Origin of the sequence: Malikia sp., from assembly GCF_028687635.1 — a bacterium.
GTDB lineage: Bacteria > Pseudomonadota > Gammaproteobacteria > Burkholderiales > Burkholderiaceae_C > Malikia.
In genome coordinates, this window is sequence record NZ_JAQTZS010000001.1 from 251,141 (window position 1) to 275,790 (window position 24,650).

General features: G+C 61.4%; 21 protein-coding genes and 1 pseudogene. 19 read left to right on the forward strand and 3 right to left on the reverse strand.

Going from position 1 to position 24,650, the window contains the following annotated elements; translation table 11 throughout:
- The first annotated feature begins 7 nt into the window (after positions 1 to 7).
- The 13 genes from PHR85_RS01270 to PHR85_RS01330 all read left to right on the forward strand — a co-directional run bounded on the left by PHR85_RS01270 (position 8) and on the right by PHR85_RS01330 (position 13,840).
- On the forward strand, positions 8 to 973 hold the full coding sequence (locus tag PHR85_RS01270; protein WP_300049477.1) for an NAD(P)-dependent oxidoreductase: 966 nt from the start codon (positions 8 to 10) through the stop codon (positions 971 to 973).
- The gene (locus PHR85_RS01275) at positions 973 to 2,196 is read left to right on the forward strand and encodes a hypothetical protein (protein ID WP_300049479.1); all 1,224 of its coding nucleotides are present in this window, start codon (positions 973 to 975) and stop codon (positions 2,194 to 2,196) included. The genes PHR85_RS01270 and PHR85_RS01275 overlap by 1 nt, the downstream gene beginning before the upstream one ends.
- A 1-nt stretch (position 2,197) precedes the next feature.
- Positions 2,198 to 3,073, forward strand: coding sequence for a glycosyltransferase (locus PHR85_RS01280; protein ID WP_300049481.1), 876 nt, complete (start codon positions 2,198 to 2,200; stop codon positions 3,071 to 3,073).
- Positions 3,070 to 3,891 (forward strand): glycosyltransferase, encoded by an 822-nt coding sequence (locus tag PHR85_RS01285; protein ID WP_300049483.1) that lies wholly within the window; start codon positions 3,070 to 3,072, stop codon positions 3,889 to 3,891. Before PHR85_RS01280 ends, PHR85_RS01285 begins: the two co-directional genes overlap by 4 nt.
- Positions 3,888 to 5,273 (forward strand): hypothetical protein, encoded by a 1,386-nt coding sequence (locus PHR85_RS01290; RefSeq protein WP_300049485.1) that lies wholly within the window; start codon positions 3,888 to 3,890, stop codon positions 5,271 to 5,273. The genes PHR85_RS01285 and PHR85_RS01290 overlap by 4 nt, the downstream gene beginning before the upstream one ends.
- Positions 5,263 to 6,306, forward strand: a complete 1,044-nt coding sequence (locus PHR85_RS01295) for an acyltransferase (protein WP_300049487.1) — start codon at positions 5,263 to 5,265, stop codon at positions 6,304 to 6,306. Before PHR85_RS01290 ends, PHR85_RS01295 begins: the two co-directional genes overlap by 11 nt.
- Positions 6,307 to 6,323: 17 nt before the next feature.
- On the forward strand, positions 6,324 to 7,469 hold the full coding sequence (locus PHR85_RS01300; RefSeq protein WP_300049489.1) for a glycosyltransferase family 4 protein: 1,146 nt from the start codon (positions 6,324 to 6,326) through the stop codon (positions 7,467 to 7,469).
- A gap of 143 nt (positions 7,470 to 7,612) precedes the next feature.
- On the forward strand, positions 7,613 to 8,686 hold the full coding sequence (locus tag PHR85_RS01305; protein ID WP_300049491.1) for a transposase: 1,074 nt from the start codon (positions 7,613 to 7,615) through the stop codon (positions 8,684 to 8,686).
- A 171-nt stretch (positions 8,687 to 8,857) separates the two neighbouring features.
- Entirely contained in the window at positions 8,858 to 9,733 is an 876-nt protein-coding gene (gene galU / locus PHR85_RS01310) for a UTP--glucose-1-phosphate uridylyltransferase GalU (protein WP_300049492.1), read from the forward strand.
- A complete protein-coding gene (pgi, locus tag PHR85_RS01315) occupies positions 9,733 to 11,295 on the forward strand; it encodes a glucose-6-phosphate isomerase (protein ID WP_300049494.1) in 1,563 nt (520 codons plus the stop codon). Before galU ends, pgi begins: the two co-directional genes overlap by 1 nt.
- Positions 11,292 to 11,810, forward strand: a complete 519-nt coding sequence (locus tag PHR85_RS01320; RefSeq protein ID WP_300049496.1) for an NUDIX domain-containing protein — start codon at positions 11,292 to 11,294, stop codon at positions 11,808 to 11,810. The genes pgi and PHR85_RS01320 overlap by 4 nt, the downstream gene beginning before the upstream one ends.
- 146 nt (positions 11,811 to 11,956) lie before the next feature.
- On the forward strand, positions 11,957 to 12,394 hold the full coding sequence (locus PHR85_RS01325) for a low molecular weight protein-tyrosine-phosphatase (RefSeq protein ID WP_300049498.1): 438 nt from the start codon (positions 11,957 to 11,959) through the stop codon (positions 12,392 to 12,394).
- A gap of 36 nt (positions 12,395 to 12,430) precedes the next feature.
- Complete coding sequence (locus PHR85_RS01330; protein ID WP_300049500.1) at positions 12,431 to 13,840, forward strand: mannose-1-phosphate guanylyltransferase/mannose-6-phosphate isomerase; 1,410 nt, start codon at positions 12,431 to 12,433, stop codon at positions 13,838 to 13,840.
- 322 nt (positions 13,841 to 14,162) lie between these two features.
- On the opposite strand, the gene PHR85_RS01335 is transcribed toward PHR85_RS01330, so the two are convergent.
- Positions 14,163 to 14,294: a BrnT family toxin gene (locus tag PHR85_RS01335; protein WP_300049586.1), complete on the reverse strand. Its 132-nt coding sequence runs from the start codon at positions 14,292 to 14,294 to the stop codon at positions 14,163 to 14,165.
- A 113-nt stretch (positions 14,295 to 14,407) separates the two neighbouring features.
- Here PHR85_RS01335 and PHR85_RS01340 point away from each other — a divergent pair, with 113 nt between their 5' ends.
- The 6 genes and pseudogenes from PHR85_RS01340 (at position 14,408) to ruvC (ending at position 20,018) form a co-directional block, all read left to right on the forward strand.
- A complete protein-coding gene (locus PHR85_RS01340) occupies positions 14,408 to 15,499 on the forward strand; it encodes a transposase (RefSeq protein ID WP_300049502.1) in 1,092 nt (363 codons plus the stop codon).
- A gap of 18 nt (positions 15,500 to 15,517) precedes the next feature.
- Positions 15,518 to 15,667, forward strand: a pseudogene (gene cpsB / locus PHR85_RS01345) (mannose-1-phosphate guanylyltransferase/mannose-6-phosphate isomerase); the annotation flags it as partial.
- Between the two features lie 84 nt (positions 15,668 to 15,751).
- Positions 15,752 to 17,830 carry an RNB domain-containing ribonuclease gene (locus PHR85_RS01350; RefSeq protein WP_300049504.1) on the forward strand — a complete coding sequence of 693 codons (2,079 nt, stop codon included), beginning with the start codon at positions 15,752 to 15,754 and terminating at the stop codon, positions 17,828 to 17,830.
- 4 nt (positions 17,831 to 17,834) lie between these two features.
- Positions 17,835 to 18,683 (forward strand): energy transducer TonB, encoded by an 849-nt coding sequence (locus tag PHR85_RS01355; RefSeq protein ID WP_300049506.1) that lies wholly within the window; start codon positions 17,835 to 17,837, stop codon positions 18,681 to 18,683.
- Positions 18,677 to 19,438, forward strand: a complete 762-nt coding sequence (mtgA, locus tag PHR85_RS01360; RefSeq protein WP_300049508.1) for a monofunctional biosynthetic peptidoglycan transglycosylase — start codon at positions 18,677 to 18,679, stop codon at positions 19,436 to 19,438. The genes PHR85_RS01355 and mtgA overlap by 7 nt, the downstream gene beginning before the upstream one ends.
- A 31-nt stretch (positions 19,439 to 19,469) precedes the next feature.
- The gene (gene ruvC, locus PHR85_RS01365) at positions 19,470 to 20,018 is read left to right on the forward strand and encodes a crossover junction endodeoxyribonuclease RuvC (protein WP_300049510.1); all 549 of its coding nucleotides are present in this window, start codon (positions 19,470 to 19,472) and stop codon (positions 20,016 to 20,018) included.
- Between the two features lie 22 nt (positions 20,019 to 20,040).
- On the opposite strand, the gene lpxC is transcribed toward ruvC, so the two are convergent.
- Together lpxC and PHR85_RS01375 are read right to left on the reverse strand one after the other, a co-directional pair.
- Positions 20,041 to 20,964 carry a UDP-3-O-acyl-N-acetylglucosamine deacetylase gene (gene lpxC, locus PHR85_RS01370; RefSeq protein WP_300049512.1) on the reverse strand — a complete coding sequence of 308 codons (924 nt, stop codon included), beginning with the start codon at positions 20,962 to 20,964 and terminating at the stop codon, positions 20,041 to 20,043.
- 69 nt (positions 20,965 to 21,033) lie between these two features.
- Complete coding sequence (locus PHR85_RS01375; protein ID WP_300049514.1) at positions 21,034 to 24,633, reverse strand: cadherin domain-containing protein; 3,600 nt, start codon at positions 24,631 to 24,633, stop codon at positions 21,034 to 21,036.
- Positions 24,634 to 24,650 lie beyond the last annotated feature (17 nt).

Below are 24,650 nucleotides of genomic sequence, written 5' to 3' on the forward strand. Positions count from 1 at the left end.
AGGCAAAATGAAGCCCTTGCAGCTTACCGGCCGACGCCTGTTCATCACCGGTGGTACAGGCTTTGTCGGCCGAACCTTGCTGGACTATCTGATGGACTGGCAGGCAAAGACCGAGCAGGTTTTCGAGGTTTCGGTACTGAGCCGCGACCCGATCAACTTTCTGGCCAGGTATCCACAATATGACGGCAAGTCATGGCTTCGCTTTGTAGCCGGAAGTCTGAAGGAACTGCCGCCACCCGCTGCGTACACCGATGTCATTCACGCGGCTGCGGACACCCACTTGCAGGGTCAAGCAGCACAGTGGATTGACCAGATAGTCAACGGAACTGCTGCAGTACTCGACTTTGCGGTGAAATCCGGCGCCACGCGCTTCCTGCACACAAGCTCTGGAGCCGTGTACGGACCTCAGCCTGAATCGCTGATCGAGTTGCCTGAAGACTATTGCGGAGCCCCGTCGACAGCGCTCCTCAGCAGTATCTATGGTCAGGCCAAGCGAGTGGCCGAGCAACTTTGTACCGCCTACTTCCATGAGCATGGTTTGCAGACCATCAATGCGCGCTGCTTTGCGTTTTCTGGCAAACACATGCCACTAGACGGGCCGTACGCCTTTGGTAATTTCATTCGCGATGCATTACATGGTGATGCAATCCGGGTGAATGGGGATGGTACAGCGGTACGTAGCTACCTTGACGGTGAAGACATGGCTCAGTGGTTGATGGGACTGCTACAGGAAGGTAGCCCTAGTGAAGCGTACAACGTCGGCAGCGATCAAGAAGTGACGATGCGGGAGTTGGCTCAAAAGGTAGCGCAACTGTTGGCACCCGGCAAGGCTGTGATTATCGAGAATGCGCAGCCGCTAAACCTGCATCGTTCGCGCTACGTCCCTTCAATACAGAAAGCTAAAACGTTAGGATTGGTCGTACGTCATGACTTGAACCAAGCCATCGCAAGAGCAGTAGCCGGATTAGGCTGATGTCTCTAAAAGTGCTTGGAAAGCTGGGAGGTCTGCGGCTATTGTCGCTTTCACTCATGCTTGCGCAGAATGTTCTTGTCGTGCGTTTCATGGCGCTAGAAGACATCGGCCAATACTACCTGATGGTCACGGTTGCATACCTGGGGAATGCGACCATCTTCGTTGGTACCGATCTTTATTTGCAGCGACAACTGGCACACCTTTCATCTAGGGCAGAGCTGAACCAAGCAGCCTTGTATCGATATGTCGCATCGACCGCCGCCGTAGGCGGTGGAGTCGTTTTGATAGCAGCGGCTCTCTATTTTTTTGGTACGGCCTGGCCGGAATGGTGGCTTCCTTCATTGGTGTGCACGACCTTGTCCGTAGCGACATACCTTAGCGGATTGGGTCGCAATTTATGCCAGCTTGCTGCGCACCCTGCGTTTTCAAATCTGGGGCCCGTCACCGAGGGTTTATTCAGGTCAATTGCGCTCTGTGGCTTGGCCTACCTTGGACAAGCGCACCCCCTGTCTGTAGCTGCCGCAAGTGCTGCCGGATCACTGCTCGCTGCGGCAGTAACGCTCGGATTGCTGTTGCGCGCGATGAAGCGTCGCAATAGTGAGGTATCCTCATACCGAGGTAAAACGCGCCTTCTGGGGGATACCGTTGTTTCGATAGGAACTAGTGGGATTCTGAATTGGGCACAACTGCAAGGTTACCGTCCCTTGATGATGAGCATGCCCAATGGTGGACAAGTGGTGGGCAGTGTGGCGTTCATGTCAACGCTGGGCAGTACGGCCGCCAATGCCGTGTTTACCATCCTGGCGCAACTGCAGGTACCCCAGCAATACAACACACGGGGGGCCAGCACGCCCCGCTATCTGCGGTTATTGGGATTCACTGCCTTAGGCCTGTCGTTGATCTGCTTACCCGCGGGCGCTGTGTTTCTGTGGCTAAGCGCCAAGACACAGCTGATGGGCTTGGTGTACCTAGTTGCTGTGGGCGTTCTGGTGGAGGCAGGAAATGCTGCCATTGGCGTGTGCACGCACCATATGAATGCACTAGACCAGAAGATGTGGGGACTTCCACTCGCGGGCTTTCTCGGCTGTGCCTTGACCTTTGGAATGATCATCATACCGGTGTCAAGCGACCCGCACTTACGCGTGGCAATAGCTTTGTTAGCTGGCCAAGCCTTGGCTGTCAGCAGCATCCTGTACCTGACTTACCGAACAGACCGACACTGAAATGCTCAGCCATAACATCACCGTCTGTATATTCGCCTGGAACGAAGAGCAACGCATCCTGCGTTGCATCGAGAACTTCAAAGGCTTCTTCGACATCGTTATCGTCGACAACTGTTCAACAGACCGCACTGTCGAGGTGGTCCGCGAAGCTGGGTACCGCACCATCACTGTCAAGAACCCCGGGTTCATCGAGACCCCTGAAGTCATGGGACCGGTCTGCGACGCTTGCAACACAGACTACGTGCTCATCGCTTCGGTCAGCGAGTTCATTCCGCTAGTTCTGCTGCAACGGTACGCCGAAGTGGCCAATGGCGGCACGCACGACGTAGTACGTGCCTACCGCGAAAGCATTACGGCTGGCCAGCCCATACCGATCAGCGGCCGCCCCACGAAGCGGTTCCCAGGGGAACTGCGCTTCTTCAAGAAAGGTGCGGTTGACTATGCTAACAACGAAGTACACGGACGCGGCCGCATGGCCTGCACCCCCGATCGCGTACTGAGCCTAGTCACCGACTCGCGCCTACACTTTTTCCAGTTCCGCGACTACGACTGCTCGCAGACCGAGCTCAAGCACCGCTCCTACAATGACGTGCTAGCCAAGCAACGCTACGACAGCGGCACCCGGTTTTCTTGGCTGCGCATGATGCTGCATGCCACCAAACAGTTTCTAGACGCCTACGTGCGCTTCGGTTCCTGGCGCTACGGCATGCTCGGCTTTATGCACTCGTTCTACCGCTGGTACATGGAAGTGGGCATCTGGTTTCGCATCTGGGAGTGGGAGCACCGTCTCTCGCGTGATGGCGTCATCCAACAGAACGACGCCATGCGAAAGAAACTGGAGCAAGAAGTGGCCCAATTTGTCGCCAAACCCCGATGAACGCCTACGCCACAACGCACGCGCCCATGATCACAGCCCAGACGCCCTTCTTCACTGTCATCATCGCCACGTATAACGCTGCGGCAACCATCTGCAAAAGCATCGACAGCGTGCTGGCGCAGACTGAGCACGCGCAGATACTGGTTATGGACGGCCTGTCGAATGACAATACCGCCTCGCTGGCCCGACGTTACGAGCCCCTGGGCGTCGCCGTTTACTCCGAGAAAGACCACGGAGTATACGACGCATGGAACAAGGGGCTTGAGCACGCCCGCGGCGAATGGATCATTTTCCTGGGTGCCGACGACTACTACGACAACCAAGACAGCCTGTATACGTTGAGGCAGGCGCTGACCAACGGCCCGAAGGATGCTTGCCTGGCATATGGCCTGGTAGAAGTGGTGGACGCCAAAGGTCAGGTCATCGCTGTGGAAAACAAGCCGTGGAACGAGTGCCGCGACACGCTTCGAAAGAACATGCCCTACACGCACGTGGGCAGCGCACACCACGCATCAATTTTCCGTGAGCGCCGGTTTGATCCGGAGTTCCGAATTGCGGGGGACTACAACTTTTTGTATCCCATACTGACTCGCATCGCCCCAGTATTTGTTTCAACCTACATTGTCAAGATGGGGCACGGCGGCTTGTCCACGTCCTTCACCGCACGGCTTAACCTGATTAGAGAGATAAAGCAGATTAGGCGAGGACACAGGATCAATGCAGGATGGCGCGCCACCTTTTGGCTAAATATCAAAGAAATATATTACAGCGCAACTAAATTCATCTCAACCATACTGGACCGACAAGGCATCACATGAGGCTGATTTATTTTTCGGCACCATTGTCGCTGTATTTTTCATTCTTTGGTTTTTTTATTATTGGGGAATACATATTTCGAGCTTCCAGAGAAGATCTCCCGGGAGGCGTTAATCTTTGGGCAAGAGATGCAATAATAGCAAATTCTATCGCATTCAGTCTTGTTCTTCTATGGGAGTTATTCCGCGTTGTGCAAGGTGGAGGCAAAAAACTTAAGGAAGATACCATTACTATCTTCCGAGATAAATTTTCTCGAAAAATAAGAATTCACACTCTGCTATCAATATGCTTATTAGTTTTGATCGGCATAGTGAGCCTCGGTAATCCATTTTCGAATCCACTAGGGTTTCGCCAGGCGATTCAGGGTGGTGGCGCGGCGTACTTCCTAGTATATTTCATATTTATGGAGCGCGTATATGGCATCTATTACTTCAATCAAATTTATACCCGCAAGGTAACAGCCACCGACACCTCGATTGCTTTAATAGTAATTGCTTTTTCGCTTAGCAGTGGATTCGCCTCACTCTTTGCGTATCTTTTCATTTACGGCATGATTTTTGTAAACGCCCGATATGGCGTTAGGGTAATCGGATTCTGGAGCATATTGTTGTTTTGTCTGCTAGTGATACTTACTCCTATTTATACACTAGTTCGCGAGAATTTAATGTTTGGAGGTGAGGACATCGCGGCACTTGCAAATGTTTTCTGGGATCGATTTGCAAGCGATTTTCTTACAATCATCTACGACCGATTTGACTATTTTGATCTGCAGATTGCAGGGGCTAGTGTTGCTAGAGAGAATGCCCAAATTACCAATATATTCAATGCACTCACTCAGTTTGTCCCTCGGACACTGTGGCCAGAAAAACCCCCGACATACTCGCTATTGATGACTTCTATATTCGCACCAGAGCTACTGGATATCGGGGTCACGATTAATTTCGGGTACATCAACGAATTCGTTTTGTACTTCGGCGATTTTGGTCCGGTAATCGCCGGAATATTTTTTGGAGCTCTACTGTGTTACTGCCACAATACGTTGAGCGGCACAAACGGATCCAAAGGCTTGCTATTTTATTCAGTTGTAACTCACGGATATGTTCTAGCGTTTGTGGGAGGCGGATTCATCAACGACATGCCGTTTGCGCAATTGGTAATGGGACTAGTCTTTTTTCGAATTCTGGGCCTGAACAATGCGGTCTATGATGGTCTCCAAGGAGAAAAAATCGAGCAGGCAAGTCGATTTAGATTGATCGTATATCCATTTGCGCTCACCGCTCGAAATTGGCTTTTGAGAATTATTCGATTCATATCTAACGTCCCTCACCAAGGTTACGGTATTACAGCAAGCATGCATATGGATAAGCAGACCCGTGACACCTAATATTTCGCACTCTATCAACCTGCTTCGGGTGATATCTATATTTCTTGTCTTGATACTGCATGCACGAACGAATATCGATTTTTCGGTTGAGTGGGTGGCGGCTTGGTCTGACATTGCGTCACGCGGCTTCGGCGCCCTCGGGGTGCCGATTTTCCTAGTGATCTCGGGCTATCTGGCCGGCATCAAGCGTACTCATGGCGCAGCGGCCGAGACCTGGACGTCCTGGCAACGGCGGGTGAAAGGACTGCTGGCCGGCTATGTCTTCTGGAACTCGTTGGTCGCACTGCTGGTGCTTTTTGCGGTATGGTTGAATTTCTCCATGGGTTCGTTCCTCAGTGGAAAACTAGCGGGGGGTTGGCTGAGCATCTTCGGCCTGAACGATAAGTTCCCGATAGCCTATCAGTTCTGGTTCATTCGTGAGTTACTCATTTTCTCCACCATGGTGTTCTTTGTGGAGCGACTGGCGGCGTGGTCTCGCCTTTTGGCTTTTGTAATGATTTTGGCAGTGGTGGTCGCGTTTTTCGAGGTGGATGGGCGTAGTCAGATGGCTGCACTTGCTTATATGGCTGGATACTTGGCTGGCCACAATGACGTTGTGGTTTCGATCATGAATGCACATTGCCGCCATCACCTCTGGCTGGCTACCATGGGGGCTACAGCGCTTCTCAGTCTGGCGATAGCTGCCATACACCAAGATTGGAATGGTTTGGCATTGCTGTCGTTCATGGCGCTCGGCACGGTTTCGTTGATGGGCGGTGCCATAGGCCTAGTGTCCAAGGGCTGGCGCCTGGATGCACTGGCACGGTGGGCACCAGCCACGTTCTTCATTTTCGCGGCGCATGAGCCGTTACTGGCATTGCTGCGCAAGATGCTCATTGCTCGCGTCGGCCCCGAGTGGGCCTATGTCGCGGCCCCCACCGTAGTGGTGGTTGTGCTGATAAGCCTGTACAAGTTGGTACCGGAGGGGCTGAAGGCCCGGGTCTGGTTCGTATTCAGCGGCGCACCTCGCAGGCAAGAGCGCGCATCTGCATAAAAAATTCGAGAATGAAAATGACAAAAATTCTTTTTGTGACGTCAAAGAGCCTAGGAGGTTCGGGTAAGTACATCTCGACGCTGGCGTCGGCGTTGCGTGACCGTGGGCATCACTGCGAGCTGGTCTACTTTCCGCTGGGCGTGGCGCAAGACACCGAGATTGAGGCGGCGTTTGCTGCGGTTCACCACTTCGACAGCCGCCCGGGGTTTTCTCCGATCGCGGTGGCTGCCAACGTCAAGAAGGTGCGCAGCATCCTGAAAGCTGGCCGGTTTGATTGGGTGCACACACACACTAGCTTGGGAGGGCTGTTTGGTCGGCTAGGCTCTATTGGGGCGGGTGCATCGCTCAAGGTAGGACACACCATACACGCGTACGGCGCAGACGAGTTCACGCCAGTGCCTCAAAAATGGGTGTACTGGGCTATCGAGCGGTTTCTGGATGACTTCACCGATGCGTATGTGTCGCCTTCAAAGTACATGGTCGAGTATGGGCGGCGTACGCATGTGATTCGTCCGCACAAGGCCACCGTTATCTACAACTCGCTACAGCTAAAGCCCGTTTCGCCCGAGGCCGCCGAATTGCGACGCCGCAAGCGTGAGGAGCTCGGTGTGGCCGATGGCGAAATCGTCTACCTTTTCTGCGGGCGGCTGGAGCGGCAGAAGGGCGTGGATGTGCTTATCGCCTCGTTAGGCAAGCTACCCAAGGATCTAGCTTACCGCTTGGTGATATGCGGTATTGGCGATGACGGAGTGAAGCTGCGCGCCCAAGCCGAGCAGTTGGGCGTGGCACAGCGCATCACATGGGCCGGTTGGCAGACGGACTTAGAGCCGTTTTATGCCGCGGCTGATGCGTACGTGATGCCAAGCCGCTGGGAGTCGTTCGGCTTGGTATTCCTGGAAGCCATGAACCATTCCTTGCCGGTTGCCAGTACGCGGACGCAAGCTATCCCGGAAGTTGTCGCAGATGGCGAAACGGGGTTGCTGAGCCTCAACGAAGATGCTGACGGCTTCGCACAGAATCTGTTGAAGCTAGCGCTGAATGCCGAACAGCGTCGCACGCTGGGGCGGGCTGGCAAACAAAGGCTGGAGTCACACTTCCGGTTTGAACGTTTTGTCGACGAGCATGTCAGCTGGTATGCAGTTCGCAAAATGCCCAAGTCATGATCGAAAGTGTGCAGCTAAACTTCTCGCATCGCCACTATTGACCAGAACTGAGCGGCAAGCCTCGGGGTTCAGCCCGAGGTTCGAGCGATCAGGCCGGCACGGCCTGTAGTCAGCTGCACAGTTCATACCCTATCATGTTTGCCGTGAACACCGCCACCAAGACCCTCCAGCTGCGCATCAAGGACAAGCACGCTCGCGTGCTGTGCCAGATGGCGCGAGAGGTCAATCAGGTGTTCAACTTCTGCAACGAAACCAGTGCCCGCGCCATCCGCGAGCGACGCCACTGGCTCAGTGGCTACGACCTGCAAAAGCTCACTGCCGGGTTCAGCCAGTGCGATGGCATCACCATTGGCAGTGGCACCGTGCAAGTCGTCTGCGCCGAATATGCCACCCGGCGCAAGCAGTTCAAACGCTCACGCCTGCACTGGCGGGTGTCGAACCCCAAGTCATCGAAATACTCGCTGGGCTGGATACCGTTCAAGGGCGGTCATGTTCGCTACAAGGCAGGCCAGATCCACTTTGCAGGCCAAAAGTTCAGTCTGTGGGACAGCTACGGTTTGTCGGATTACGAGTTGCGTGCGGGATCGTTCAGCGAGGACAGCCGGGGTCGCTGGTACTTCAACGTGGCGGTGCAGGTGCCAGCAAAACCCAGCATAGGCACGGCAGCGGTGGGCATCGACTTGGGCCTGAAGGAAGCGGCCGTTTGTTCAGATAGCCAGCGCATCGAAGGCCGCTGGTTTCGGCAGCATGAGTTGAAGCTGGTCAAGGCCCAGCGTGCGCGCAAGAAACGGCGCGTCAAGGCAATCCACGCCAGGATCAGAAACCAGCGCAAGGACGCGCTGCACCAATTGAGCACCGCCTTGGTGCAACACAACGCCGCCATCTTCGTGGGCGACGTGGCCAGCGCCAAGCTGGTCAAGACCCAGATGGCCAAGTCCACGCTGGACGCGGGCTGGGCCATGTTCAAGACGATGTTGGAATACAAGTGCCATCAGGCCGGTGTCGTCTTCGAGGTCGTCAACGAAGCGTATTCAACCCAGACTTGTTCGTGCTGCGGGGCCATCCCCGCCAGCAGTCCGAAAGGTAAGGCAGGTCTTGGAATAAGAGAATGGGCTTGCAGCGAGTGCGCGACGGTCCACGACCGGGACGTGAACGCGGCCAGGAACATTCTCGCGGCGGGACATCGCCGTCTAGCAGTAGGAATCCCCGTCCTTTAGGGCGGGGAGGATGTCAATGTCTTCGCGTGGACTAGCCGTACAGCTCAACACCACGCCGGTGCTGGTGTTGCGGTTTAAAGACCAGACGCCAAGTTGAGTACTGGCAGCGCATTGACGCCAAGCGCCGCACCCATCCGATTGATGAAACAATAAAAAATTGAAAGAAAAATCATGCCCGCCCCCATCCGCAAAGCCGTATTCCCGATCGCTGGCCTCGGCACCCGCTTTCTGCCCGCCACAAAGGCCAGCGCCAAGGAGATGCTGCCCGTGGTCGACAAGCCCTTGATCCAGTACGCGGTCGAGGAGGCCTACGCGGCCGGCATCCGCCAGATGATCTTTGTCACCGGTCGCACCAAGCGCAGCATCGAGGACCATTTCGACACCGCCTACGAGCTGGAAAGCGAACTCGAAGCGGCTGGCAAGACCGCGTTGCTGGAAGTGGCGCGCTCCATCGCGCCCGATGACATGACTTGTGTCTATGTGCGCCAACCGCGTGCCCTGGGCCTGGGCCATGCGGTGCTGTGTGCCCGCGAACTGGTGGGCAACGAGGCTTTTGCCGTGCTGCTGGCCGACGACCTGATGGTGGGCAAGCCACCCGTGATGGCTCAGATGGTGCAGCAGTACGCGCAATGGGGCGCCAGCCAGCTGGCGGTGCAGGACGTGCCGCGCGAACATACCCGGCGTTACGGCATCGTGTCGGGCACGGCCGTCGCGGACGATCTGGTCGACGTGACCGGCATTGTCGAGAAGCCCGCCCCCGAGCTCGCACCGACCACGCTGGCCGTGGCCGGCCGCTACATCCTGACGCCGGGCATCTTCCACGAACTCGAACGCCTGCCGCGCGGCGTGGGCGGCGAGATCCAGCTGACCGACGGCATTGCGCAGCTGCTGCGCCGCGAGAAGGTATTCGCCTTCCGCTATGCTGGCACCCGCTACGACTGCGGCAGCAAGCTCGGCTTCCTGCAGGCCACGGTGGACCTGGGGCTGGAACACGATGAGGTAGGCGCCGACTTTGCAGCCTGGATGCAAGGACGTGAGCTGGTCTGATGCAGCACCCGACCAACGAACTCTGGCAAGCGCTGGAGCAGCAGGCCAGTGAATACGCCAGCGGCTTCGACCTGCGGCAGGCTTTTGCAACTCAGCCCGACCGTTTTGCTGCCTTGAGCCTGTCGGCCCCGCATCTGCGCGCCGACCTGTCGAAGAACCTGTGGGACAGGTCGGTCCTGTCGGGCTTGCTGGCCTTGGCGCAGTCCCGGGGCCTGGACGCCAGCCGCCACGCCTTGCTGGCTGGCGAGGTAGTCAACCCGACGGAAAACCGCCCCGCCCTGCACGCCTGGCTGCGCATGTATCACGCGCAGGCCACCGACCACGAGTGGGGTCAGGGCCTGCACGACATGCTGGCGCTGGCCGAGGCTTTGCGCGCCGACCCCGAGGTGGACGACCTGGTGCATATCGGCATCGGCGGCTCGGGCCTGGGGCCGGAAATGGCCTTGCAGGCACTGCAGCCTTTCAAGACCTGCCGCCAGCGCATCCATGTGGTCAGCAATCTGGATGGCCACGATCTGCACCAGACCTTGCAAGGGCTGCAACCGGCGCGCACGCGCTTTGTGGTGGCATCCAAGTCCTGGTCCACTACCGAAACCCTGCGCAATGCCCGCTCCGCCTGGGACTGGTGCGTGGCGGGTGGGCTGGACGCGCCGGGGCGGCACTTCATTGCCGTGACATCGCGTCCGGAACGTGCCGCAGCCATGGGCTATGCCCAGTTGCTGCACCTGCCCGAGGGGGTGGGTGGGCGCTTTTCACTCTGGTCGGCCGTGGGGCTGCCCTTGGCAGTGGCCATTGGTGCCGGAGGCTTCGGGCAGCTGCTGCGCGGCGCCGCCGAGATGGACGAGCATTTTGCACAGGCTCCGCTGCATGCCAACTTGCCGGTCTGGCTGGGCCTGCTGGATGTCTGGAACAGCACGTTCCTGAACCTGGGCAGCCGCTGCGTGGTGCCCTATCACCACGGCTTGCGCCGCCTGCCGGCCTACCTGCAGCAGCTGGAGATGGAGAGCAACGGCAAGCGGGTCGATACCCAGGGCCAGCCCCTGCCTTGGCCGACCACCACCGCGCTGTGGGGCGAGGTGGGCAGCAACAGCCAGCATGCCTTCTTCCAGTGGCTGCACCAAGGCAGCCAGCGCGTGCCGACCGAGCTGCTGCTGGTGCGCCGCCCGGCTCATGACCTGGACGGCCACCACGACGCGCTGCTGGCCAACGGCCTGGCGCAAGCCCAGGCGTTGATGCTGGGCGCGCAGGCCGGCGCTGACCAGCTGGCGGGCCACCAGGACTTCCCCGGCAACCGCCCCAGCACGGTCCTGCTGCTGGAAGCACTGAGCCCCGCCAGCCTGGGCGCCTTGCTGGCCCTGTACGAGCACCGCGTGTTCGTCGCCGGGGTGGTTTGGGGCATCAACAGCTTCGACCAGTGGGGCGTGGAGCTGGGCAAGACCCTGGCCCGCGATCTGGAACCTCGACTGGCCAGCGGTGACACCGCCGGGTTGGATGGGTCTACGGCGGGGTTGGTGGGGTGGGTGGGGTGGGTGCGGGAAGCTGTCGTTTCATTTTCTGAATGACCACCCCTGCCAGCCCCTGGCTGTCCCCCGAGCAGTTCAGCCAGTCCTGTGCTGCCCTGCCTCTGGTGTCGCTGGACTTTTGCCTGCTGCGCCCCGGCATGGCCGGTCCCGAGCTGCTGCTGGGCCTGCGGAACAACCGTCCGGCCCAGGGCTGGTGGTTCACGCCGGGCGGACGCATCCGCAAGAACGAGTCGCTGGCCAGCGCCAGCGCCCGCATCGCGCTCGATGAGCTGGGCCTGCCCGCCACCGCCCTGCCTCGCACGCGGCTGATGGGCGCTTGGGACCATTGCTACCCGGACAGCGCCTTCGACCCGGCCGTATCGACCCATTACGTGAATCTGCCGCACTGGCTGGCCCTGTCAACCGACGAGGCCGCAGCGCTGACGCTGCCGCAGGGGCCGGATCAGCAGCATGTCCGCTGGCAGTGGCTGCCGCTGGACCAGGCAGCGCGGGATGAATCAGTCCACCCCTATGTGCGCGTCTATGCGCAGTGGTTGCGGGACAAGACCAGCTGATCGCGGCTAGCTGGCGATTTCGACTGGCGATTTGATTTTCTGGTGACCGAAAATGGCGCAGTCGACCTGCGCCGCAGTTCGTCGACCCTTGGCCTGTGGGAGGATTCCCGCTGCAGCCGATCAAGATATGTGTTTTTTAGGAATCGATGCAAAACATCCTCACGCTCTGCATCGGCAATATCTGCCGCAGCCCGCTGGCCGAGGTGCTGCTCGCGCGCGAACTGCCCCAGCACCGCGTCTGGTCGGCCGGGCTGTCGGCCATGGTCGGCTGGCAGGCCGACCCCACCTCGCTGCGAATCGCGCAGGAACAAGGCCTTGACCTGTCCGCCCACCGCGCGCAACAGGTCACCCGCATCATGTGCCAGCAGGCCGACGTCATCCTGGTGATGGAACAAAGCCACAAGGCGCTGCTGGAACAGCAGTTCCCAGCCGTGCGCGGCAAGGTGTTCCGCCTCGGTCATATCGGCAACTTCGAGATCGCCGACCCCTACCGCCAGCCACGCGAAGCCTTCGACGCCGCCTGGGCCGCGATCGCCCGTGGCGTGGCCGACTGGGCTCCGCGCATCCGCCAGCTCAGCGCCTGAATCGTTCACAACACTCACTACTGAATGACAATCCCCATGCAACTGTTACCCGTGATCATGGCTGGCGGTTCCGGCACCCGTCTGTGGCCGCTGTCGCGCGAGTTGTTTCCCAAGCAGTTCCTCGCGCTCGATGGCCAGCGCTCGATGTTGCAGGCCACCGTGGCCCGCCTGGACGGCCTGACCAGCGCGCAGCCGCTGGTGATCTGCAACGAGGCGCACCGCTTCCTGGTCGCCGAGCAGCTGCGCCAGATCGAGGCCCTGGGCCACAACATCCTGCTGGAGCCCGCCGGACGCAACACCGCGCCCGCCGTCGCGCTGGCAGCACTGCACGCCACGGCCGATGGCACCGATCCGCTGCTGCTGGTGCTGGCGGCCGACCATGTGATCCAGGACACCTCGGCTTTCCAGGCCGCCGTGCGCCGCGCGCTGCCGCTGGCCGAGGCCGGCTCGCTGGTGACCTTTGGCATCGTTGCGCGCCAGCCGGAAACCGGCTATGGCTACATCAAGCGTGGCACAGCGGTAGCCGATGGCGCCTGGGCGGTCGAGCGCTTTGTCGAGAAGCCGGCGCTCGAACTGGCCCAACAGTATGTCGCCAGCGGTGACTACGACTGGAACAGCGGCATGTTCCTGTTCCGCGCCAGTCGCTATCTGGAAGAACTGGAACGCCACCGCCCCGACATCCTGGCCGCTTGCCGTGCCGCCTTCGCGCAGCCGCAGAGCGACCTCGACTTCGTGCGCGTCAATGAGGCCGCCTTCAAGGCCTGCCCCGACGAGTCGATCGACTACGCGGTGATGGAACCCACCGATGCCGCCGTGGTGGTGCCGATGGACGCCGGCTGGAGCGACGTCGGCGCCTTCGCCGCGCTGTGGGAGGTGCTGCCGCACGACGCCGACGGCAATGTGCACCGTGGCGACGTGATCAGCCACGACAGCAGCAACAACCTGGTGTTTGCCGAGAACGCGCTGGTCGCCACCGTGGGCTTGAGCGACCATGTGGTCGTCCAGACCAAGGACGCGGTGATGGTGGCGCCGCGCGAGCGGGTCAGCGAGGTCAAGCAGATCGTGGCCCGGCTCAAGGCCAGCGGTCGCAACGAGCACCAGATCCACCGCGAGGTCTACCGCCCCTGGGGCCAGTACGACAGCATCGACAACGGCTCGCGCTACCAGGTCAAGCGCATCACGGTCAAGCCGGGCCAGAAGTTGTCGGTGCAGATGCACCACCACCGCGCCGAGCACTGGATCGTGGTTTCAGGTACCGCGCGGGTCACGCTCGATGGCCAGCAGCGCCTGCTGACGGAAAACGAATCGATCTACCTGCCGGTCGGGTCGGTCCACGCGCTAGAGAACCCGGGCAAGATCCCGCTGGAGCTGATCGAGGTCCAGGTCGGCAGCTACCTGGGCGAGGATGACATCGTGCGCTTCGAGGACCGCTACGGGCGGGCGTGAGGCGACACCAGCCTCAGTGCAAGGCCGCCAAGGCGGCCTCGGGTAGCCTGTCCAGCAGTTTAACCAGCGCTTTGGCTGCACCCGTCGGGCTACGTTTGCCTTGTTCCCAGTTGCGGAGGTATCGAGTGGAACATCGATCCGCTCGGCAAACTCCGCCTGGCTGAACCCCAGGCGCTTGCGAGCACGCCGCGAGAACTTGGCAGCGTCCTGCATCGCCAGGGCTTCGTGAGCAGCTTTGTGCAAGGCAAGTTCCTTCTCTGTCGTGGCATCCACGCGAGCCGCGTCGATGCGTCCCAATGACAAAGAGCTTGGGACGGCAGGGTCAATCGTCATCCGTACCTGCTTCATATTGTCTGACCTCACGTTGGTTGGCCTTTCGTGCCGAAATGATGCGCACCACATCGCGACGAGGCGTGTAGACCAGTACGAATAGGCGATTTTCTATTTTGCCCATCAACTGATAGCCCGAACTGAGCGGCAAGCCTCGGGGTTCAGCCCGAGGTTCGAGCGATCAGGCCGGCACGGCCCGTGGTCCGCTGCGCGGTTCCATGCCCTATGATATTCGCCGTGAACACGACCAAGACCCTCCGGCTGCGCCTGAAGGACAAGCACGCCCGCGTGCTGCGTCAGATGGCGCGCGAGGTCAATCAGGTCTGGAACCACATCAACGAAATCTCCGCCCGGGCCGCACGCCCTTTCTCGGGCCAGCCGCGCTACCTCTCGGGCTACGACCTGCAAAAGCTCACGGCCGGCTTCAGCCAGTGTGAGGGCATCTCGGTCGGCAGTGGCACCGTGCAGGTGGTCTGTGCGGAATACGCCACCCGGCGCAGGCAGTTCAAGAAGATCCGCCTGAACTGGCGCGTCTCGAATCCGAAATCATCCAAGTATTCGCTGGGCTGGATTCCGTTCAAGATCGGCCACGCCCGCTACAAGGCCGGCCAGATCCAGTTCGCCGGCCACAAGTTCGGCTTGTGGGACAGCTACGGCCTGGCGGACCACGAACTCCGCAGCGGCTCGTTCAGCGAGGACAGCCGGGGCCGCTGGTACTTGAATGTCGCCGTCGAGATCCCGGAACTCGTCGGTCCGCGCCTGCCCGGCCCGACCGCCAGCGTCGGCATCGACCTGGGCCTGAAGGACTGCGCCACCACCTCGGACGGACAGAGACTCGAAGGTCGCTGGTTCAGGGCGCAGGAGTACAAGCTCGCCACCGCCCAGCGGGCGAGAAAGAAACGCCGCGTCAAGGCGATCCACGCCAGGATCGCCAACCAGCGCAAGGACGCGCTGCACCAGTTCAGCACCGCCCTGGTGAAAGAGCACGCCGCCATCTTCGTGGGCGACGTGGCCAGCGCCAAGCTGGTCAAGACAAGAATGGCCAAATCCACGCTCGACGCGGGCTGGACCATGTTGAAGACGATGTTGGAGTACAAGAGCCATCAGGCCGGTGTCGTCTTCGAGGAAGTGAACGAAGCGTATTCCACCCAGACTTGCTCGTGCTGCGGGGCCATTCCCGCCAGCAGTCCGAAAGGTAGAGCCGGCCTTGGAATAAGGGAATGGGCCTGCAGCGCCTGCGCCACGGTCCACGACCGGGACGTCAACGCGGCCAGGAACATTCTCGCGGCCGGACATGGCCGTCTCGCAGGAGGAATCCCCGTCCTTTAGGGCGGGGAGGATGTCAACGAGAACCAGTCGATCTACCTGCCGGTGGGCGCGGTCCATGCGCTGGAGAACCCGGGCAAGATCCCGCTGGAGCTGATCGAGGTCCAGGTCGGCAGCTACCTGGGCGAGGATGACATCGTGCGCTTCGAGGACCGCTACGGGCGGGCGTGAGGGCTGACGGTCCTGCGCCGGTAAACTCGGAACTTCGTCGGCGCCTTGCGCGCCGCCACCCGATACCTACCGAAAGCCCCCATTTTGTTTGCATTGTTCGATGAAGCCGGCAAGTTCATGACCGGCCGCGTGATGTCCGAGGCCGAGAACTCGCTGCAGATCGAGCTCGACAGCGGCAAGCGCGTCAAGGTCAAGTCCGCCAATGTGCTGCTCAAGTTCGACAAGCCGGCACCGGCAGCGCTGATGGCCAGCGCGCAGATGCTGGCCGAGCAGATCGAGCTCGAACTGGCCTGGGAGTTCGCGTCCGAGCAGGAATTCGGCTTCGCCGACCTGGCGGCCGACTACTTCCAGGACCCGCCAACGACCGAGCAGCAGGTCGCCGCCCTGTTGCGCCTGAGCGAGGCGCCGCATTACTTCCGCCGCGCCGGCAAGGGCCGCTACAAGAAGGCGCCGGCCGAGATCCTGCAACTGGCGCTGGCCGCGATCGAGAAGAAGAAGGCGATACAGGCCCAGATCGAGGCCTGGACCGCCGAGCTGGCCGCCGGCCAATGCCCGCGGCCGGTGCGCGACCAGCTCTACAAGATCCTGTTCAAGCCCGACAAGAACGCGCCCGAGTACAAGGCGGTCGCGCATGCCGCGCACCAGACCCATCTGCCGCCGCTGACGCTGCTGCAGAATGCCGGCGCAATCCAGAACGCCTACCAGTTTCACTGGCAGCGCTTCCTGTTCGAGCATTTCCCCAAGGGCACGGGCTTCCCGGCGTTGCAGGCAGCACCGATCGGCGACGCGCTGCCGCTGGCCGAGGTGCGAGCGTTCTCGATCGACGATTCAAGCACGACCGAGATCGACGACGCGCTGTCGGTGCGGGGCATTGGCAGCGGCACGATCCAGGTCGGCATCCACATCGCGGCGCCAGGCCTGGCGATCCAGCCCGATGACGCGATCGACAAGGTGGCGCGCAACCGCCTGTCGACGGTCTACATGCCGGGCCACAAGATCACCATGCTGCCCGATGCGGTGGTGCGGACCTACACTCTGGAGTCGGGCGGCAACCGGCCGGCGCTGTCGCTGTATCTGACGCTGGACGAGGCCGAGCTGACCGTGCAGTCCAGCGAGACCCGGCTGGAGCTGGTGCCGATCGCGCACAACCTGCGCCATGACCAGCTCGACCAGGCGATCACGGCCGACTGGCTGGAAAACCCGGCCGCGCCGACCGGTGCCGAACTGAGCGACGAGATCGCCGCGCTGCGCCCCGAGCTGTCGCTGCTGTTTCGCCTGGCCAAGGTCTGCAAGGCGCGCCGCGAGGTGGTGCGCGGCAAGCCCGAGAACTTCACCCGCCCCGACTACACCTTCAAGCTCGAAGGCGTGGCGGGCGACGAGCCGCATGGCGACGAGACCGTCATCATCGGCACCCGCTCGCGCGGCGCGCCGCTGGACCTGATGGTGGCCGAGGCCATGATCCTGGTCAACAGCCACTGGGGCCAATGGCTGGCCGAATGCGGCGTGCCCGGCATCTACCGCAGCCAGGCCAGCCTGGCGCCGGGTGTCAAGGTGCGCATGGGCGCCCGGGCGCTGCCGCACGCGGGCATCGGAGTGCCGGCCTATGCCTGGAGCACCTCGCCGCTGCGCCGTTACACCGACCTGGTCAACCAGTGGCAGATCATCGCCTGCGTGCGCCATGGCAAGACCGCCGCGCTGGCCGCGCCGTTCCGGCCCAAGGACGCGCAGCTGTTCGCGGTGATCAGCGCCTTCGACGCCGCCTACGGTGCCTACAACCAGTTCCAGAACGGCATGGAACGCTACTGGACGCTGCATTACCTGCAGCAGCACGGCATCACCGAGCTGACCGCGAGCGTGATCAAGGACGGCCTGGTGCGCGCCGACGAGCTGCCGCTGGTGCTGGCCGTGCTGGGCGCCGAGGGCCTGCCGCGCGGCGCGCAGGTGCGGGTGCGCCTGGGCCGGATCGACGACATCTCGCTGGAGGTGGGCGGCACCGTGATCGAGCGGCTGGAAGCACCGGCGCTGTCCGAGGAGGCACTGGAAGCCGAATCCGAGGAGGATGCCGAGCTCGCCGCGCCGATCGCGATCCAGATGGACCTGGGCGAGGAAGAGGTCGCGCCCGCGGCCGACTCCACCGCCCCGGCTGCCGCGCAGCAAGGCTGAAGCCGTGAACCCTCTGCGGCGTCTCAGCCCGCTGCAGATCGCGCTGGCGGTCTCGGGGCTGGCGCACGCCGGGCTGCTGATGCTGCATTTTGTCGCGCCGATCGAGCCCGAGCGCGTGCTGCGCGAGTCCCCGCTGGCGGTGGTGCTGGTCAATGGGCAGGACGAGGCAGCACCCGAACAGCCCAGCGCGGTGGCGCAGGCGAATCTGGCCGGCAGCGGCAGCGAGGGCAAGGGCCGCGTCAGCTCGCCACTGCAGAACGCCGAACGCAGCCAGGCCGGCGACTCGCCCGACGAGGCCGATGCGACAGGGCGGCGCGACCATCACCAGACCGCCAGGCCGCTGCTGGCCAGCCTGCGGCTGCGCGACGCAGCCCAGCCCCTGCCGCGCTCGCCACAAGAGGATGCCAGCGCGTCCGATCCGGAACGGGAACGCCGCCAGCAGGCGCTGCTGAGCCGGCTGGCCGAGATCGAGCAGCGCATCAACACCGAGGCCAGCGGCCCACGCCAGCGCTACATCGGCGCCGCCACGCGCGAGGCCGTCTACGCGAGCTACTACGCCGAACTGCGCCGCCAGATCGAGGCGCGCGGCACCGCCGAGTTCCCGGCAGTCGCCGGGCGCAAGCTGTTCGGCGAGCTGACGCTGCTGATCACGGTCGACCACGAGGGCCGCGTGCTGGCCACCGAGCTGCTGCAAGGCAGCGGCAGCGAGGCGCTCGATCTGCGGGCGCAGGCGCTGGTGCGCGGCATGAACTTCGGCCGTTTCGACCCAACGCTGCGGCAGCAGGCCGACCGGGTGGTGGTCGCGTCGCGCTTTCGCTTCACGCGCGGCGGTGACGCGCCAGGTGCATGGTGAACGGCAACCAGACCGGCTCCCCGCTGCGGCGCTGGCTGCTCTGGCTGCTGGCGGCTTTCATCGCGCTGCAGGTCTTCTTCGTGGGACGGATCGCGCTGATGGCGGTCATCGATCCACAGAGCACGGCCTTCCAGCGCTCGGAGGCCTGGCGCCTCGCGCGCGACGACTACCGGCACAGAAAATGGTCGCAGCAGTGGCTGGACTACGACCGGATCTCGCCCCAGCTCAAGCGCGCGGTGATCGCGTCGGAGGATGGCGGCTTCACCGCGCACGAGGGGGTGGAATGGGACGCGCTGGAGGCCGCCTGGCTCCGGAACGAAAAGCTGGCCGAGCAGGCCGAGCGCCAGGCCACGCGCGCCAGGGACCCTGCCCAGGTCAAGCCGGCCAAGGTGATCGGTGGCTCGACCATCACCCAGCAGCTGGCCAAGAACCTGCTGCTGTCGGGCGAACGCAGCCTGCTGCGCAAGGGACAGGAGCTGGTGCTGGCGCTGGCGCTGGAAAGCTGCCTGAGCAAGCGGCGCATCCTGGAGATCTACCTCAACAGCGTCGAATGGGGCGAAGGGGTGTTCGGTGCCGAGGCCGCCGCGCGGCGCTACTTCGGCAAATCGGCCAGCCAGTTGACTGCCCACGAGGCCGCGCGGCTGGCCGTGCTGCTGCCGGCGCCCAAGCGCTACGAGCAGCGCCCCGGCTCGGCTTACCTGGCCGGCCGCGCCGCGACCATCGTCGCGCGCATGGGCGGCGTCGCCCTGCCCTGATCGCCGCCTGCCATGCCGCGACAATAGCCGGATGAGAATCCTAGGAATCGACCCCGGCCTGCAGGCCACGGGCTTTGGCGTGATCGACGTCGATGGCCCCCGGATGGCCTATGTGGCCAGCGGCACCATCCGCACCAGCCCCGCCGAGGGCGCGCTGCTGCCCGAACGGCTCAAGGTCATCTTCGACGGCATCAGCGAGGTGGTGCAGCGCTACCAGCCCACGGTGGCGGTCTGCGAGATCGTCTTCGTCAACGTCAACCCGCAGGCCACGCTGATCCTGGGTCAGGCGCGCGGCTGCTGCCTGACCGCGCTGGTCGCCAACGGCCTGCCGGTGGCCGAATACACCGCGCTGCAGCTGAAGAAAGCCGTGACCGGCCACGGCAAGGCGGCCAAGGAGCAGGTGCAGGAGATGGTGCGCCGCCTGCTGGAGCTGCCCGGCCTGCCGGGCAAGGACGCCGCCGACGCGCTGGGTCTGTGCATCACGCACGCGCAGGTGGCGCGCACCACCGACGCGATCCGCCAGGTCGGCAAGCTACGGGCGCGCACCCACGCGGCCTACAAGGACGGGCGGATCTACTGAAGCGCGGCCGGGGCCGCGCGCGTCACCAGACCGGCGCGAGCCGGTCGAAGCCCTTGGGCGCCTGGCTGTCGCGCTCGAAAGTGACGATGTCGTAGGCGTCGGGCTGGGCCAGCAGCGCGCGCAGCAGCTGGTTGTTCAGCGCGTGGCCGCTGCGATAGGCGCTGTAGGCGGCCAGCAGCGGCTTGCCGACGATGTAGAGGTCGCCCATCGCGTCGAGGATCTTGTGCTTGACGAACTCGTCCTGGTAGCGCAGGCCATCGGCGTTGAGCACCTTGTAGTCGTCGAGCACGATCGCGTTGTCGAGCCCGCCGCCGAGCGCCAGGCCGTGCGAGCGCATCATCTCGACATCGCGCGTGAAGCCGAAGGTGCGCGCGCGCGCGATCTCGCGCGAGTACTGGCCGCTGCCGAGGTCGAACTCGACCGCCTGCCCGGTCGCGCTGACCGCCGGGTGGTCGAACTCGATCTCGAAGCTGAGCTTGAAGCCGTGATACGGATCGAGCCGCGCCCACTTGAGGCCGCGGCCCTCGCCCTCGCGCACCTCGACGGTTTTCAGCAGGCGGATGAAGCGGCGCGGCGCGTCCTGGGCGGCGATGCCCGCGCTCTGCAGCAGGTAGACGAAGGAGGCAGCCGAGCCGTCGAGGATCGGCACTTCCTCGGCCGTGATGTCGATGATCAGGTTGTCGATGCCGAGGCCGGCGCAGGCACTCATGATGTGCTCGATGGTGTGCACCTTGGCCTGGCCCTGCGAGATCGTCGAGGCCAGCCGGGTGTCGGTCACCGAGCTGGCGTTGACCGGGATCTCGACCGGATCGGCCAGGTCGACGCGGCGAAAGCGGATGCCGGTGTCGGGTGGCGCCGGGCGCAGCGTCAGCTCGACGCGCTGGCCGCTGTGCAGGCCGACGCCGACGGCCTGGGTCAGGGTCTTGAGGGTGCGTTGCGCGATCATGGGGTTGATTATCCCGGATCGCGCGTCTCCACGCGGCTGGCTGGGGGGCGCGCCTGCCAGCCTGAGCGATCAGGACGTGAGCGTGAGGTTGCCACCCGTCAGGTCGATGCCGCCTATGCTGGTGACGCCGACCAGTTGCACCACCATGTCGTTGGCAGTGACACCAGCCGTGCCGTCCGAGACGAACAGATAGTAATCGCCAACGCGATTGACCTTGAAAAAGGCGAATTCGCCCGCCACGTCCTTGACCGCGTCCAAGGACAGGCTCTTGGCCACATCGACCAGTGCATCGGCCATCGTCGTGCCGGAGCCAGACGCGAAAGTGGCGACGCCAGTAGTGGCATTGATCGATGCCCTGTCTGCGGCAGCAGCCGTCGCCACGCCCCCTTTGCTCAAACTGGCGCTGTAATCGATCAGATCGCCCGTGCCGACCACGCCTTTGGCGTAGTCCTTGATCTGGTCAAAGCCTGTCGTCTGACCGCTGTCACCAGCGGCAAACACGAACGTGTCTTTACCAGTGCCACCGGTCAGTACGTCGGCACCTTTGCCGCCCTTGAGAATGTCATTGCCGGCGTTACCGAGCAGCGTGTTAGCCAAACCGTCTCCGTTGAGCGTATCAGCCGCTGAGCCACCAGTCAGGTTCTCGATGTTCTTGAGGCTGTCCTCCACCACCCCGCCGATATTCACATTGACAGCAGTGGCGCCATTGAGGGTGACCGCGACAGCTGTGGTCTTGTCCGAATAATCCGCCGTATCGGTGCCTGCACCGCCATCCAGCGTGTCTTTGCCAAAGCCACCCTTGAGAACGTCATTGCCGTTCTGTCCGCTGAGTACATTCGCTGAGTCGTTGCCCGTGATCGTGTCGTTGTAGTTGCCGGCGATGACGTTCTCAATGCCGCTAAGAGTGTCAGAGCCGATCTTGGCGGCATCGTTACCTGCGGTCGAGGTGGCGTTGCCCTTGACCAAGTCGACCGTGATGGCAGCAGTCGCAGAGGTGTACTTGATGGTGTCGCTACCCAAGCCACCGATATAGTTGTCGTCGCCAGCGCCGTCGCCGCCTACGATGAGGTCGTCGCCATCGCCGCCATCGACTGTGTCATCGCCGGTACCGGCGTAGAGGACGTCCGAGCCGCCGCCGCCGCCGAGGCTGTCATCGCCTAGGCCACCCGTCAGCTCGTTGTCGGCAGTGCTGCCGACGATGGTGTCGTCTCCCTCGCTACCGATCACGTCTTCGATCGAGATCAAGGTGTCGGCGCCGTCTCCCTTGGCCTTGCCCGTGGCGAGGTTCACGCTGACAAAACCGGCTGCAGCATCGCTGAAATCCGCCAGGTCGTCACCCGTGCCACCGTTGAGGATGTCGTTGCCCAGACCGCCGACCAGGCTGTCGGTGCCTTCTCCACCAAGCAGCGTGTCGTTACCCGCGCCACCATCGAGGGTGTCGGCGCCCGTGCCACCGTCGAGCTGGTTCTTGTTGTCGTTGCCGCTGAGCTCGTTGCTCAGGGCGTTGCCGGTCAGGCTGGCCTCACCACTACCATCCTGGATTTCGGCCTTCTCAATGTTGGCTCCGAGCGTGTAGGTGATGGTCGACATGACGATGACCGTGTCTTCATCGGTGCTAGCGCCCTGGTCGTCAATCACATCGCCGGCGTCATCCACGTAGTAGGTGTCATTGCCAGCGCCACCGACCATCAAGTCGGCACCCTCGCCGCCGTTCAGGATGTCGTTGCCTGCGCCACCCTTCAGGGTGTCATCACCTTCTTCGCCGTAGAGTTTGTCATTGCCGTTTCCGCCATCGACCAGATCATCGTCATAGCCGCCGTAAACCCAGTCGTTGCCATCTTCACCGTAGAGTTCGTCGTCATCTTCCTGACCATAAACACGGTCATCACCACGTCCACCACGGATATCGTCCATGTCGCCCCTGCCATAAAGGCGGTCGGCACCGTTTTTCCCCTGAATGTAATCGATTTCGTCTTTGCCGTACTTCTGGAACGGTGCGTCTTCTGTGTCGTCGTTATTGGTCAGACCAATCGAGTTGACGGTCACCCGCTTGTAGGACAGGTCGGTCGTGTCCACCTTGGCGGTGAGGTTGTAGCCGACATTTTTGTCGTTGTCGTAATCATCCAGGCCGGTAACGGTCAGGGATTGAGCAATGTTCCAGTTGGCCTGAGTGAAGGTCAGACTGGAAGTACCAAGCTTGGCTTCGCTGGTATCCGACAGCGCGAACTGGATAGTCACCGGGTTAACTGGTGCCTTGGCGAGCTTGATGGAGAACACGGCGGTGCTGCCGTCTTCGCCAGTCTCCTTGTCATCACCCGTGATGATCACTTCAGGATTCAGGGCTTCCGCAAGGACGGCGGCAGTGGTTTTCGACTCGGTAAAGCCGCCGCCGTCGGTGTAGGACAGGCGAGCGGAGATGGATTTACCCACATCGGATTTTGTGAGGGTGTAGGAGTCCTGAATGGCGCCAGAGATGGCAGATCCATCGCTCAGCCACTGAACCTCGGCGACTCCTGGGCCATCAAGGTCTTCGAGGGTACTGACAACTTTGAGCACTTTTCCTTCAATGGCTGTCCCGCTAAGGGTCACAGATCCTGTAAGTGCGTCGTTGACATTGGCTACTAGACTGGTGGCGGTGCTGGTCACAGCTTCAGCAGTACCAAGACCGTCGATATAACTCAAGGTAACGGTGATGGCTTTGCCGACTTCGGCCTGATTGAGCGTGTAGGTCGAGCTGGTCGCGCCGGTGATCGCGGTGCCGTTGGCCTCCCACTGGTAGCTGATCGTGCCTAGATTATCCAAATCGGCCAGCGTATGGCTTGCAGTCAGGCTCTGGCCCTGCGTGGCAGTACCTCCGATAGTGACACTGCCGGTAGGAGCGTCGTTGACATCAACCAAGTTAACAACAACGGTACCAGAGCCTGTCTTTGAGCCATCCGACGCTCTGACGGAGAGGCTGAAGCTGGATTGAGTTTTATAGTTCAGATCATCGGCATCGTTCACCGTGATCAGGCCGTCTGAAGATCGGATGGAAAAAGCCGCATTGCCGTCACCATCGACATCCGTGTTACCGGAATAAATCGCATAGGTGATGCTGTCTCCGTCGGAGTCGCTGGCATACACGTCATGGACACTGGTGCCCGCGGCGGACTTCTCGTTAAGAGAGACGGATGAACCGCTTACCGATGGTGCGTAATAATTTGATTTATAGGTTTCAACCAGAGTGAGCTTGTATTGCGAGGCACTGCTATCCGAGACAGCGACATAGTAATAGTCTGAAGCACCGGGGCTGAAAGTCACCGAACCAGCAGAACCCGATTTCACGAGGTTGCCGGAGGCATCATAGATGCTGACATCAGGCGTGTTGTATTGACCGTTGCTGGTATTACTTGCCCAAGAGGTGCCACTGGCTTGAATGGTGTACTGATAGCTTCCACTGCTGAGATAGCCGAGCGAATAATAGTCCTTGTCAGAGGAGCTGGATATATACCCGTAAGCAGCCTCACCAGTCCCCAGATAATAGGAGCTGTTCACATAACCAGGCGCATCATAAGAACCTGCACTGTAGCCGTAGTAGCCGTAGCTATAGCTATAGTTATAGTTATAGTTATAGTTATAGTTGTATCCATAACTGGCATCTTTTTCGTCATAGCTGTAATAGTTGGCCATCTCGAACCTCCAAAATC